The organism is Yersinia pekkanenii (assembly GCF_001152565.1).
Lineage (GTDB): Bacteria > Pseudomonadota > Gammaproteobacteria > Enterobacterales > Enterobacteriaceae > Yersinia > Yersinia pekkanenii.
The window spans coordinates 1-13,818 of record NZ_CQAZ01000005.1 but is presented as its reverse complement, the minus strand read 5'-3'; the positions used below and the strand labels follow the sequence as shown (position 1 = coordinate 13,818).

Here is a 13,818-nt window from a genome sequence, read left to right as displayed (position 1 = left end):
CATGGCTGTTGATGATACCCAACCCCTAATCACTCATTTAATAGAACTGCGTAAGCGGCTATTGAATTGCATAATCACTATTTTAGTGGTTTTTCTAGTATTGGTATTTTTTGCCAATGATATTTATCAGCTGGTATCTGCACCGTTAATTAAACAGATGCCAGCGGGCGCCAGTATGATCGCAACAAATGTTGCGTCGCCTTTCTTTACCCCGATTAAATTGACCATGATGGTCTCGGTATTTGTTTCAGCCCCGATGATCCTCTACCAGGTTTGGGCGTTTATTGCCCCTGCGTTGTACAAACATGAACGCCGTCTAATGGTCCCGTTGTTGATATCCAGCAGCCTCTTATTTTATCTGGGTATGGCGTTTGCTTACTTTGTCGTTTTCCCACTGGCATTTGGTTTTTTCGCCAAAACAGCACCGGAAAACGTGCTGTTTGCACCCGATATCACCACGTATCTTGATTTTGTTATGGCACTTTTTATGGCTTTTGGTATTTCTTTTGAAGTCCCGATTGCGATAATTCTATTGTGCTGGACAGGGGTGACAACTCCTGAAGCATTGAAGAAAAAACGCCCTTATGTGTTTGTCGGTGCTTTTATTGTTGGAATGCTTCTCACCCCGCCAGATGTGGTATCACAGACATTACTGGCGATCCCGATGTATCTGTTATTTGAAGTAGGTGTGTTTTTTGCCCGTTTTTATACGGGTAAACAACGTCGTACAGATATTGAGGAAGAGGATGAAGAGGTAGATAACCATCCAAAAGTGCCTTAAACCCCATAGATTTCAAGATGCAGGAAGGCAGCAATCAAGATAGTCCCCATGAACATACACCAATATGTGATTTAGGTGACAAATCTATCGGGAGCAGCCAACACACCAGCAACTTGAAAGATGGCTGGTATATGCTTTGATATTTTAGCCGCCTTCTGAGGCGGCTTCTGTTTTGGAACACTCATGTTTGATATCGGTGTGAATCTAACGAGTTCTCAATTTACTAAAGATTATTCTCAGGTCGTTGCCCGTGCAAAAAATGCCGGGGTTACCGGTATGCTTATTACGGGTACTGATGCAGAGGAAAGTCGGGCAGCACTTGAGTTTGCGCAGATCTACCCTGGTTATTGCTGGTCAACCGCAGGTGTTCATCCCCATAACGCCAGCAGTTGGCAAACCAATGTTGAGCAGCAAATCAGAATATTAGCAGCCAATACCTCCGTAGTTGCTATTGGTGAATGTGGGCTGGATTTTAACCGTAATTTCTCCACTCCGACGCAACAAGAAATCGCATTTACCGCACAATTGGCACTGGCTGCCGAACTTTATTTGCCGGTATTTCTACATTGCCGCGATGCTCATGAACGTTTCATTACTTTGCTTTCGCCTTGGCTAGATAAAATTCCCTCGGCTGTTGTGCATTGCTTTACCGGTACTGCGGATGAATTGGATTCCTGCCTGGCATTGGGCTTATCTATCGGTATCACCGGCTGGGTTTGCGATGAGCGTCGTGGCCTTGAACTGAGAGCTTTACTGCCACGTATCCCTGCCCAGCAATTACTGCTAGAAACAGATGCACCCTATTTATTGCCAAGGGATATATATCCTAAACCTGCATCCCGTCGCAATGAACCTTGCTTTCTGCCTCATATCGTCCAGCAGGTTGCTGTCTGGCGACAAGAAGACCCTAAATGGCTGGGGCAGAAAACTAATGAAAACGCCCGCCGGATTTTCCGGTTGGTTTGAGTTAGGAGAACAATATGAGCTATGCATTCCCTGGCACCTTTCCGGGACGCCGTATGCGTCGTGTGCGCCGTCATGATTTCAGTCGTCGCTTGGTCGCTGAGAATCAACTGACAGTCAATGATTTGATCTATCCGGTATTTGTTATGGAGGGGACCAATCATCAGCAATCAGTTCCGTCTATGCCTGGCGTATCGCGTATGACAATTGATCGGTTGGTGAAAGAAGCAGAGCTAATTGCAAAGCTTGGTGTTCCGGTCATATCGTTGTTCCCGGTCATTGAGCCTGGTGTTAAATCCTTACATGCAGAAGAAGCCTATAACCCGAATGGTTTAGTACAACGAACTGTACGTGCGTTAAAAGATGCAGTACCAGAGTTGGGTATTCTTACGGATGTTGCTCTCGATCCTTACACGACCCACGGGCAAGATGGGGTAATTGATGCAGATGGCTATGTCATTAATGACATTACTAAAGAGATTTTGGTTCGTCAGGCATTGTCACATGCAGAGGCTGGCGCAGAGATTGTTGCTCCAAGCGATATGATGGATGGCCGTATTGGTGCAATTCGCGATCAATTAGAACTGCAAGGGCTGGTTGATACCCAAATAATGGCGTACTCAGCGAAATATGCTTCTTGTTACTACGGTCCATTCCGCGATGCCATTGGCTCCAGTAGTAATTTGAAAGGTGGAAATAAGAAAACCTATCAGATGGATCCGGCTAACAGTGATGAAGCTTTACAAGAAATAGCTCAGGACTTGCAGGAAGGCGCAGACATGGTCATGGTCAAGCCTGGAATGCCATATTTGGATGTGGTACGTCGGGTGAAGGATACTTTTGGTGTACCAACCTTCGCCTATCAGGTCTCAGGTGAATATGCCATGCACATGGCTGCGTTCCAGAATGGCTGGCTGCAAGAGAAACCGACTGTTATGGAGTCTCTGTTGTGCTTTAAGCGAGCCGGTGCTGATGGGGTATTAACCTATTTCGCGAAGCAGGTCGCGCAATGGTTACATGACGATCATATGCAACGTTAAGTTACGGAAATCAACGTTAGCAAGGTAGGTACCGAGTGGCCTACCTTGGGTAATATTAACTTGCTAATTAATATTCTATTCATTATATGTAAACATATTATTGTTTTTCGAACTGACGATTATCCAGACTCTGTATTACTTGGCTATTGAGCATATTCAGTAACAGCATTGAGCGTGCTTCACCATCTGGTTCAGTATAAATCGCCTGTAATCCGGCAAAAACACCTGCTGTAATCGTCACGATATCGCCAGGGGTGGGCACTTCAGGCGCAATGATTTTATCCGCGGTATGGGTTTGCATCTCGGTAATAACGATTTCCGGGATCACCGCAGGCTGTGCACCAAAGCGGACGAAATGGCTAACCCCTCGGGTAGCGCTGATCGTTGTGGTATGAATATATTCGGGATCAAACTCCACAAACAGATAATTAGGGAATAGAGCTTCAGTCGCCTCAGCACGTTTCCCACGCACTATCTTTTCGATAGTCACTATTGGTGTCCAGCAGTTCACAGCTTGCCGCTCTAAATGCTCTTTAGCGCGTAACAGCTGACCACGTTTACAATATAATAAATGCCAGTGTTTCATAATTTCACATGCCTTTGGCTACTATTTGGCAGCATATCAAAAGTAGAGGAGTATATAGTTAGGAAGAACTTATCACTAGGGCATATAGCTTGTTATACAAAGAGGTAGCTGATTTTATAGCGATTAAATCATGTCTGTATCGATGAAAGTTAGCGATAAATCGCAGTAAGGTATTTTTTCGTGTGGGCCTGTATGCATTTTTAACAAAAAAACAGCAACAGCTATAAAGACAGCTTATAATGGCGCATTACATAGCCGCCGAAATGATCAGCATGAAATACCGTGACTTACGTGACTTCCTCTTGTTGCTGGAACAGAGGGGCGAACTTAAACGTATTAGCCAGCCCATTGATCCCTATTTGGAAATGACAGAAATTGCCGACCGCACCTTGCGTGCTGGTGGGCCTGCATTGCTTTTTGAGAATCCGAAGGGTTACAACATGCCCGTACTGTGCAACTTGTTTGGCACGGCCAAACGTGTCGCTATGGGCATGGGGCAAGAAGATGTTAGTGCACTGCGGGATATAGGTAAACTGTTGGCCTTTCTGAAAGAACCTGATCCTCCGAAAGGTTTCCGTGATCTATTCGATAAACTGCCTAAATTTAAGCAGGTATTGAATATGCCGACGAAATGCTTAAGCTCGGCTCCGTGTCAGGAGCAAGTTTGGCAAGGTGATGATGTCGACCTGAGCCGGATCCCCATTATGCACTGCTGGCCGGAGGATGCAGCGCCATTAGTCTCTTGGGGGCTGACTGTTACTCGAGGCCCGCATAAAGAGCGCCAAAACCTGGGTATCTATCGTCAGCAGGTGCTGGGTAAAAACAAATTAATTATGCGTTGGTTATCCCACCGCGGCGGTGCTCTGGACTATCAAGAGTGGTGCGAAGCACACCCCGGTGAACGTTTCCCGGTAGCTGTTGCCTTGGGAGCCGATCCGGCAACTATTTTGGCTGCAGTAACTCCGGTACCAGACACGCTATCTGAATATGCTTTTGCTGGCTTGTTGCGTGGGCATAAAACGGAAGTAGTGAAGTGTCTTTCTAACTCACTTGAAGTTCCTGCAAGTGCCGAAATTGTATTGGAAGGATATATTGAGCAGGGTGATATGGCGCCGGAAGGTCCTTATGGTGACCATACTGGTTATTACAATGAGATAGACAGCTTCCCTGTCTTCACCGTTACGCATATTACCCAACGTAAAGACGCTATTTACCATTCAACCTATACTGGCCGCCCTCCGGATGAGCCGGCGGTGATGGGGGCTGCGCTGAATGAAGTATTTGTGCCTATTTTGCAAAAGCAATTCCCAGAGATTGTTGATTTCTATCTACCACCAGAAGGGTGTTCATATCGGCTGGCGGTAGTGACCATCAAGAAACAGTATGCAGGGCATGCAAAACGCGTGATGATGGGCGTTTGGTCGTTTTTACGTCAGTTTATGTATACAAAATTTGTTATTGTTTGTGATGATGATATTAATGCCCGTGATTGGAATGATGTCATTTGGGCGATTACGACCCGGATGGACCCATCCCGCGATACGGTATTGATTGAAAATACACCAATAGATTATTTGGATTTCGCTTCACCGGTTTCCGGTTTAGGATCGAAAATGGGGTTGGATGCCACTAACAAATGGCCTGCTGAGACTCCGCGTGAATGGGGGCGTCCAATTAAAATGGATGAAAACGTTCGTGCCCGTATTGATGCTATTTGGAATGAGCTCGCTATTTTCAGTGACAAAGATACGAAACGCTAACCGGCGTCGATTTTGTCCTTAGTTTTGCATTTGATGACCCGACAGAGGGAAGGCATGACAACTTTAAGCTGTAAAGTAACCTCCGTAGAGGCCATTACCGATACGGTGTACCGGGTGCAATTGGTGCCTGCATCTGCGTTTTCTTTCCGTGCTGGGCAGTATTTGATGGTAGTAATGGACGAGCGTGATAAACGACCATTTTCTATGGCATCAACGCCATTACAGCAAGACTTCATTGAGCTGCATATCGGGGCTTCGGAGCTGAATCTGTATGCTATGGCAGTGATGGACAGGATCCTGAAAGAGAAAACCCTGGATGTGGATATCCCTCATGGTGATGCGTGGTTCCGGGAAGGCAGTGAACGTCCGTTGGTGTTGATTGCTGGCGGTACTGGTTTTTCCTATGTGCGTTCAATCTTGTTGGCCGCTTTGGCGGAGCAACCTGATCGTGAAGTGTCGATCTATTGGGGGGGACGTGAAGCTGTACATCTATATGATCTCAACGAGCTGGAAGCGCTGTCGATCAAGTATCCACAGCTGAAAGTTATCCCTGTGGTGGAGCAGCCAGAAGAGGGTTGGCGTGGCCGTACCGGGACGGTACTTAGTGCGGTGTTGCAAGATTACGGCTCACTCGCTGAGCAGGATATCTATATCGCAGGTCGTTTTGAAATGGCGAAGATTGCCCGTGAGCGTTTTTGTGCAGAACGCGGCGCGCTGGAATCCCATATCTATGGCGATGCCTTTGCCTTTATCTGATTAGAATGCCTTTATCTGTGTTGTAGCAAGTGTAGCTGTAGCTATCAGTAGAAAAAAACCGCCCCAGATAGGCGGGAAAACGGCAACTAAACACCAGGTGCAGCGGTTATTAGGGCCTGTATTCAGGCCCTTAATGATTTATTCGAAAGTTATATGCGTTCAAAGATGGTAGCGATGCCTTGGCCTAAGCCGATACACATGGTTGCCAGGCCGAATTGCACATCACGGCGTTCCATTAGATTGAGCAATGTGGTAGAGATCCGCGCACCTGAACATCCCAATGGATGGCCTAATGCAATTGCTCCTCCATTCAGGTTTACTTTGTCATCTATGTTCTCCAGCAGACCCAAACCTTTCAGACAAGCCAGCGATTGAGCGGCAAACGCCTCATTTAATTCAAATAAACCAATATCTTCCAACGCTAACCCAGCACGCTTTAATGCTAATTTGCTGGCGGGTACTGGGCCATAGCCCATAATCGATGGATCACAACCGATGACGGCCATCGAGCGAATGCGTGCGCGTGGTGTTAAGCCCAATGATTTAGCTCGGGATTCACTCATGATAAGCATGGCAGAAGCACCATCGGAAAGTGCCGATGATGTCCCAGCCGTCACTGTGCCGTTTACCGGATCAAAGGCCGGGCGTAGCGCCGACAGACTCGCCAGATTGGTTTCCGGGCGAATAACTTCATCAAAATCAAAGCGTTTTAATACACCGTCTGCATCGTGGCCATTGGTGGCGACAATCTCGTTGGCGAAGTGGCCCGCCTGAGTAGCAGCATAAGCGCGCTGATGGGAACGAACCGCAAATTCATCTTGTGACTGGCGGCTGATGTTGTGGATTTTAGCCAGCATTTCAGCGGTTAATCCCATCATTCCGGCGGCTTTAGCCACCGTGCGGCCCATGCCCGGATGAAAGTCCACACCATGATTCATTGGCACGTGGCCCATATGTTCCACGCCACCAATCAAACTGACCTGCGCATCACCCACCATGATAGCTCTTGCACCATCATGCAGTGCCTGCATCGATGAACCACACAGGCGGTTAACCGTAACAGCTGGCACGCTATGCGGAATTTCTGCCAGTAAAGAAGCATTTCGGGCGATATTAAAGCCCTGTTCCAGAGTCTGTTGCACACAGCCCCAATAAATATCGTCGATTTCGGCGGTATTCAGCCCAGGATTGCGGCTTAGAACCTCTCGCATTAAATGAGCGGAGAGATCTTCAGCCCGTACCTGACGAAAAGCGCCCCCTTTGGAGCGGCCCATCGGGGTACGGACAGCATCAATAATGACTACATTTTCCATGTTTTCAGACCTCATGCCGGTTGACGGGTAGAAACATCAAGCAGCGCTGCTGCCACAGGATAATAGCTTTCGTTAAGTTCAGCTTTGGCTCTCAGGCCCGCAGGAACGTGGTACAGCGCGCCAAGGTGGGCATAACGCTGGGCCATTTCGACATAATTTGCACTACCGATAGTATCGAGATAACGGAACACGCCGCCGTGGAATGGAGGGAAGCCAAGCCCATAAACCAGTGCCATGTCACCTTCGGCCGGGCTGGCAATAATGCCTTCTTCCAGGCATCGCACCACTTCATTAATCATCGGGATCATGGTGCGGGCGATAATATCGTCGTCGCTAAATTTCTGAATGGGTTGGCTGACTTGTGCCAGCAACGTATCGACTTGTTCGTCATTCTCTTTACGCGGTTTACCTTTTGCATCCTGACTATAACGATAGAAACCCTGGCCATTCTTCTGACCAAATCGTTGGTTATCGAACATCACATCAACCGCATCACGATAATCTTTATTCATACGATCAGGGAAGCCAACGGCCATCACAGCTTGTGCATGGTGTGCGGTATCAATACCAACCACATCTAACAGATAAGCCGGGCCCATTGGCCAGCCGAACTGTTTTTCCATCACTTTATCAATTTGGTGGAAGTCGGCACCATCTCTGACCAACATGCCAAACCCAGCCAGGTAAGGGAATAAGACACGGTTAACAAAGAAGCCTGGGCAATCATTTACCACAATCGGGGTTTTACCCATTTGCGTGGCGTATGCCACAACGGCAGCAATTGTTTTCTCTGATGTCTTCGCGCCACGAATAATCTCAACCAACGGCATGCGGTGGACAGGATTAAAAAAGTGCATGCCACAGAAGTTTTCCGGGCGTTTAAGTGATTTCGCTAACTGGTCGATTGGGATCGTAGAAGTATTAGAGGCAAGAACAGTGTCCTCGCTGATCAGAGCTTCTGTTTCTGCCAGAACGGCGGCTTTGATTTTTGGGTTTTCCACCACGGCTTCAACAATAAGTTGGGCGCGTTCAATGCCGGTGTAATCTAGCGTAGGCTGGATGGTAGCTAAAATGTTTGCCATTTTAAGACCGTTCACTTTGCCGCGCTCCAACTGCTTATTCAGCAATTTAGCGGCTTCGTTCATTCCAAGGGCCAGCGATTTTTCATTAATGTCTTTCATAATCACAGGTACGCCTTTCAGCGCAGATTGATAAGCAATCCCTCCGCCCATAATCCCGGCTCCCAGCACTGCGGCCTGTTTTGGTGCGCTGACACCTTTGGACAATTTTTTAGCCTTGCCTTTGACATATTGGTCGTTCAGGAAGATCCCGACTAAAGCGCGGGCTTCATTGGAGCCTGCCAATGGTACAAAGCTATTGGTTTCGAGTTTTAATGCTTCGGCTCGCTTACATGTCGCTGCGGCTTCGATGGTTTTTACTGCGGTCAATGGCGCAGGATAGTGCTTCCCGGCCACTTGCATAACCATACCTTTGGCCGTGGTAAAGCACATGGCGGCTTCTATTGGGTTGAGCTTCAGTGGTTCTAGTTTGGGGCGTCGAGCCGCTTGCCAGTCGAGCTTGCCGTCAATCGCTTGTTGCAACATGGTTAAAGCCGCATTGGTCAGTTTTTCGGGGGCGACAATGGCATCAACCAAACCAACTTTTAGTGCATCTTTAGCAATAATATCTTTGCCAGCCGCGATAATTTCCAGCGCACTATCAGCGCCTAATAAACGTGGCAAACGTACTGAACCGCCAAAACCTGGCATGATGCCTAACTTGGTTTCTGGCAAACCGATACGGGTTTCCGGAGAGGCAACGCGGAAATCCGTGGACAGAATACATTCACAGCCACCACCGAGTGCATATCCATTGATTGCAGAAATGGTTGGTACTGGTAAGTCTTCCAAACGGTTGAAAATATCATTGGCGAAAACCAGCCATTGGTGCAACTTTTCTGGTGGGGCATTAAACAGGGATAGAAACTCAGTGATGTCGGCACCGACAATAAAAGCCGCCTTGGCGGAACGAAGCAGCAACCCTTTGAGTTTGCTTTGTTTTTCTAAAACAGCTAAGGCTTCCCCCAGATTGGCTACAGTTTTGGTATCCAGCTTATTAACTGAACCCGGTGCATCAAACACCAACTCGGCAATGCCGTTTTCCAGCCAGTGAAGCTGTAATGTTTCGCTTTGGTAGAGCATATCTATCTCCTAAATAAGCGCATGTGATCTGGTATGACCAGATATTCAGGAAGTGTGGATATTTTGTTAATAAATTGCAAATAAGAGATTATTTTTTTGCGGCGAAGATCACAATCAATCCGATGGCATAATTGATTTTCATCAATTTTATTCGAGGCGTCTCGAGGGGCTGAAAACGGGTTTATTGCCTACTTGCGAGCAGACTGTTACGTCAGTTATTTTGGATGTCGTTGTTATCACATCATGGAATGAGTTCCGGCGGAACATGGCCTCGGTGACTATGATAAGATAAAAAAATTAAGTTCTAATAGCGAGGGTACTGTGATGGAAACGCTGGCTTCTTTATATAACGAACATTTATCCACCCTACAACAACGCACCCGCGATGTACTGGAGCGGCATCAATTAGACGCTTTACTGATTCATTCCGGTGAATTACAACGCATTTTCCTTGATGATCGTGATTATCCGTTTAAAGTTAATGCACAATTCAAAGCTTGGGTGCCCGTTACTCAAGTCCCAAACTGCTGGTTATGGGTAGATGGGGTTAATACACCGAAGTTATGGTTCTACTCCCCGGTAGATTACTGGCACAGTGTTGAACCATTACCGGACAGCTTCTGGACAAAAGCCATTGATATTCAACCATTGGCAAACGCTAATGATATAGCACAATTATTGCCTGAACAGCGCAAACGCGTGGCGTACATTGGCTATGCTCAGCAGCGCGCCCAGGCTCTGGGATTCAGTGCCGAAAATATTAACCCACAACCGGTATTAGATTACCTTCATTTCTACCGTTCTTATAAAACGGATTATGAGCTGGCGTGCATGCGGGAAGCACAAAAGACCGCAGTTGTTGGGCATCTGGCTGCTCATGAAGCCTTTCAGTCCGGTATGAGTGAGTTTGATATCAATCTGGCGTATCTGATGGCGACGGGTCATCGTGATACTGATGTGCCTTACGATAACATCGTTGCGTTGAATGAACATTCAGCAGTACTTCATTATACCACGCTACAACATCAGCCCCCGGCAGAAATGCGGAGTTTCCTGATGGACGCGGGCGCTGAATACAATGGTTATGCTGCTGACCTAACCCGCACTTATGCCGCAGACAGCGATAGCGATTTTGCCGCGTTGGTTAAAGACCTTAATACTGAGCAATTAGCCCTGATTGATACCATTAAAAGTGGCGTGAGCTATACCGATTATCATATCCAGATGCACCAGCGCATTGCGAAACTATTGCATACGCATCAACTGGTTACCGGGATCAGTGAAGAGACGATGGTCGAACAAGGTATTACCTGCCCATTCCTGCCACATGGATTGGGTCATCCGCTTGGGTTGCAAGTGCATGATACTGCTGGATTTATGCAAGACGATAAAGGCACCCACCTAAGTGCGCCATCGAAGTACCCTTACCTGCGTTGTACGCGTATTCTGCAACCACGTATGGTACTGACCATTGAGCCGGGCCTCTATTTTATCGAATCTCTGTTGGCACCTTGGCGCTCTGGGGAATTTAGTAAGCATTTCAATTGGGATCGTATTGATGCACTGAAACCTTATGGCGGTATTCGTATAGAAGACAATATCGTTATTCACGATAATCGGGTTGAGAACATGACACGTGACCTGAAGCTGGCCTGATGCAGCCTTATCTGATACCTGCGGCTCCGGTGACTATCAGCGAAGAAATCAAAAAAAGTCGTTTCATCACCTTGCTGGCTCATACCAACGGGGTGAAGGAAGCGAAAGATTTGATTCAGCAGATCAAACAGCAACATCCAACAGCCCGGCATCATTGCTGGGCTTTTGTTGCTGGTATACCCACAGATTCACAGCAATTAGGTTTTTCCGATGATGGTGAACCTTCAGGTACGGCGGGTAAACCCATTCTGGCACAGCTAATGGGGAGCGGTGTTGGTGAAATAACCGCAGTGGTTGTGCGCTATTATGGTGGCATCAAGCTGGGTACTGGCGGGTTAGTCAGGGCTTATGGCAGTGGTGTTCAACAGGCGTTAAAGCAGATTGAAGTAAAATATAAAGTCCCACAGGTTGAATATACTTTGCAGTGTGACTACGCGCAGTTGTCCATAGTAGAAACATTATTAAAGCAGGTTGAAGGCCAGATTTTACGGAGTGAATACGCGGAACTTGTAACACTTCATCTCTCTTTGCCAGCAACTCAAGCCAGTCAGGTCGGGGATAAATTGCGTGATCTCAGTCGTGGTACGTTGCAATTGACGCCCATTTCGCAATAATCCCCATCCAAGTGAATTGCTAAGGAACGTGCCGGAATGCATTTTCGTGCCATAACCCGTATTGTTGGTCTGCTGGTCATCTTATTCTCCGGAACAATGTTTATTCCCGGACTGGTGGCGTTGATCTATCGTGATGGTGCTGGCCGTGCCTTCAGCGAAACCTTTTTTGTTGCTCTGGCGATAGGCCTCTTTCTATGGTTACCGAACCGAAAACAAAAGCATGAACTGAAGCCCCGTGAGGGCTTTCTTATTGTAGTGCTATTCTGGACGGTGCTAGGCAGTGTCGGGGCATTACCTTTCTTATTCTCCGAGCGACCCAACCTTTCGCTAACTGATGCATTCTTTGAATCATTCTCCGGGCTGACTACCACAGGGGCGACCACATTAGTGGGGCTGGATTCATTGCCCAAAGCCATTTTATTTTATCGGCAAATGCTGCAATGGCTCGGTGGTATGGGGATAATTGTACTGGCTGTGGCTATCCTGCCTATTTTGGGGGTCGGGGGAATGCAGCTCTATCGGGCGGAAATGCCCGGCCCGCTGAAAGACAATAAAATGCGGCCCCGGATTGCCGAAACGGCTAAGACGTTGTGGCTTATCTATGTATTACTGACTATTGCCTGTGCGCTTTCTCTATGGGGGGCAGGGATGTCGGTATTTGATGCTATCTCCCACAGCTTCTCGACAATAGCGATTGGTGGCTTCTCTACCCATGACGCCAGTATTGGTTATTTCAACAGCCCGACCATCAACACGATTATCGCTATCTTCTTACTGATTTCCGGTTGTAACTTTGGCCTACACTTTGCTGTTCTAAGTGGGCGAAGTTTAAAAGTTTATTGGCGTGACCCTGAATTCCGTATGTTCATCTTTGTGCAATTGACGCTGGTTGCCGTTTGTACCTTGGTGCTCTGGTATCATAATGTGTATAAAACCGGTATGGAGACAGTGAATCAGGCATTTTTCCAAGTGGTATCAATGGCCACCACCGCAGGTTTCACCACCGATGGTATTTCCAAGTGGCCGTTGTTCCTACCGATACTCTTATTATGTTCTGCTTTTATCGGTGGCTGTGCGGGATCGACTGGCGGCGGTCTGAAAGTTATCCGTATCCTGCTGCTCTATCTACAAGGTTCGCGTGAATTAAAACGGCTAGTCCACCCAAACGCGGTTTATACCATCAAACTGGGGAGGCGGGCATTGCCAGAACGGATATTGGAAGCGGTCTGGGGGTTCTTTTCTGCTTATGCGCTGGTTTTCATTATTAGTATGTTGGCGATTATCGCGACTGGGGTCGATGAATTCTCTGCCTTCGCCGCGGTGACGGCGACGCTGAACAACCTTGGCCCTGGTTTGGGCGTGGTCGCCGATAACTTCACGTCGATGAACCCAGCCGCTAAGTGGATATTGGTTATCACCATGCTATTTGGCCGGTTGGAAGTATTCACCTTGCTGGTTCTGTTCACCCCCACATTCTGGCGTGAATAATTCTGCATAAGGAACATTGCAATGAAAGTACTGATTCTTTACTCCAGCCGAGATGGCCAAACACAAACTATTGCTTCTTATATAGCTAAACAATTATCGGCGGCGGTCACCTGTGAAATACAGGACCTATCGCAGGTAGGGCAAATCGATCTAAGTCAATACCAACAAGTCATGATTGGTGCGTCTGTACGTTATGGGCACTTCAATTCAGTATTGAGTAAATTCGTTAACAAACACGTTGAACAGCTAAATCAGATGCCGAATGCGTTCTTTGCCGTGAACCTGACAGCGCGTAAGCCGGAAAAGCGTTCTCCACAAACCAATTCCTATGTGCGTAAATTCTTGCTCAGCACACCGTGGCAGCCAGTGTTATGCACGGTATTCGCGGGTGCTCTACGTTATCCCCGCTATCGCTGGATAGATCGGGTGATGATTCAACTAATTATGCGTATGACAGGCGGAGAAACGGATACCAGTAAAGAAGTTGAATATACAGATTGGCAACAGGTAAGCAGTTTTGCTCAGGATTTCTTAGCGCTACAGTACAAAAAACAGCAATAATGCTGGTTATCACGGCAAATCGTTGAAATAAAGCGCGGTTGAAAAGTTTTTTCAAATTAGGGGTTGCAGGCTGTCAGGAACTCCCTATAATGCGCCTCC

Annotated in this window: 12 protein-coding genes; 9 read left to right on the top strand and 3 right to left on the bottom strand. The window is 47.3% G+C overall.

Annotated elements, in window-relative coordinates:
• Position 1: 1 nt before the first annotated feature.
• The 3 genes from tatC (at position 2) to hemB (ending at position 2,784) form a co-directional block, all read left to right on the top strand.
• Positions 2–781, top strand: a complete 780-nt coding sequence (gene tatC, locus AEP37_RS03540) for a Sec-independent protein translocase subunit TatC (RefSeq protein WP_049609977.1) — start codon at positions 2–4, stop codon at positions 779–781.
• A gap of 183 nt (positions 782–964) precedes the next feature.
• Entirely contained in the window at positions 965–1,747 is a 783-nt protein-coding gene (gene tatD / locus AEP37_RS03535) for a 3'-5' ssDNA/RNA exonuclease TatD (RefSeq protein WP_049609974.1), read from the top strand.
• 14 nt (positions 1,748–1,761) lie between these two features.
• Complete coding sequence (gene hemB, locus AEP37_RS03530) at positions 1,762–2,784, top strand: porphobilinogen synthase (RefSeq protein ID WP_049609972.1); 1,023 nt, start codon at positions 1,762–1,764, stop codon at positions 2,782–2,784.
• 97 nt (positions 2,785–2,881) lie between these two features.
• Here the strand turns inward: hemB and rfaH are convergent, their stop codons facing one another.
• A complete protein-coding gene (gene rfaH, locus AEP37_RS03525) occupies positions 2,882–3,370 on the bottom strand; it encodes a transcription/translation regulatory transformer protein RfaH (RefSeq protein WP_049609968.1) in 489 nt (162 codons plus the stop codon).
• 263 nt (positions 3,371–3,633) lie between these two features.
• On the opposite strand from rfaH, the gene ubiD reads away from it, so the two are divergent.
• Both ubiD and fre read left to right on the top strand, forming a co-directional pair.
• Positions 3,634–5,130 (top strand): 4-hydroxy-3-polyprenylbenzoate decarboxylase, encoded by a 1,497-nt coding sequence (gene ubiD, locus AEP37_RS03520; protein ID WP_049610330.1) that lies wholly within the window; start codon positions 3,634–3,636, stop codon positions 5,128–5,130.
• A gap of 54 nt (positions 5,131–5,184) precedes the next feature.
• The gene (gene fre, locus AEP37_RS03515) at positions 5,185–5,886 is read left to right on the top strand and encodes an NAD(P)H-flavin reductase (RefSeq protein ID WP_049609965.1); all 702 of its coding nucleotides are present in this window, start codon (positions 5,185–5,187) and stop codon (positions 5,884–5,886) included.
• A gap of 149 nt (positions 5,887–6,035) precedes the next feature.
• On the opposite strand, the gene fadA is transcribed toward fre, so the two are convergent.
• Both fadA and fadB read right to left on the bottom strand, forming a co-directional pair.
• Complete coding sequence (gene fadA / locus AEP37_RS03510) at positions 6,036–7,199, bottom strand: acetyl-CoA C-acyltransferase FadA (RefSeq protein WP_049609962.1); 1,164 nt, start codon at positions 7,197–7,199, stop codon at positions 6,036–6,038.
• 11 nt (positions 7,200–7,210) lie between these two features.
• A complete protein-coding gene (fadB, locus tag AEP37_RS03505; RefSeq protein ID WP_049609959.1) occupies positions 7,211–9,400 on the bottom strand; it encodes a fatty acid oxidation complex subunit alpha FadB in 2,190 nt (729 codons plus the stop codon).
• 324 nt (positions 9,401–9,724) lie between these two features.
• Here fadB and pepQ point away from each other — a divergent pair, with 324 nt between their 5' ends.
• From pepQ to hemG, 4 genes are read left to right on the top strand one after another with little or no spacing between them, the layout of a single operon-like run.
• A complete protein-coding gene (pepQ, locus tag AEP37_RS03500) occupies positions 9,725–11,056 on the top strand; it encodes a Xaa-Pro dipeptidase (RefSeq protein WP_049609957.1) in 1,332 nt (443 codons plus the stop codon).
• A complete protein-coding gene (locus AEP37_RS03495) occupies positions 11,056–11,670 on the top strand; it encodes an IMPACT family protein (protein WP_049609953.1) in 615 nt (204 codons plus the stop codon). Before pepQ ends, AEP37_RS03495 begins: the two co-directional genes overlap by 1 nt.
• A gap of 36 nt (positions 11,671–11,706) precedes the next feature.
• Positions 11,707–13,158: a Trk system potassium transporter TrkH gene (trkH, locus tag AEP37_RS03490; RefSeq protein WP_049609950.1), complete on the top strand. Its 1,452-nt coding sequence runs from the start codon at positions 11,707–11,709 to the stop codon at positions 13,156–13,158.
• 21 nt (positions 13,159–13,179) lie between these two features.
• Complete coding sequence (gene hemG / locus AEP37_RS03485) at positions 13,180–13,719, top strand: menaquinone-dependent protoporphyrinogen IX dehydrogenase (RefSeq protein WP_049609947.1); 540 nt, start codon at positions 13,180–13,182, stop codon at positions 13,717–13,719.
• Positions 13,720–13,818 lie beyond the last annotated feature (99 nt).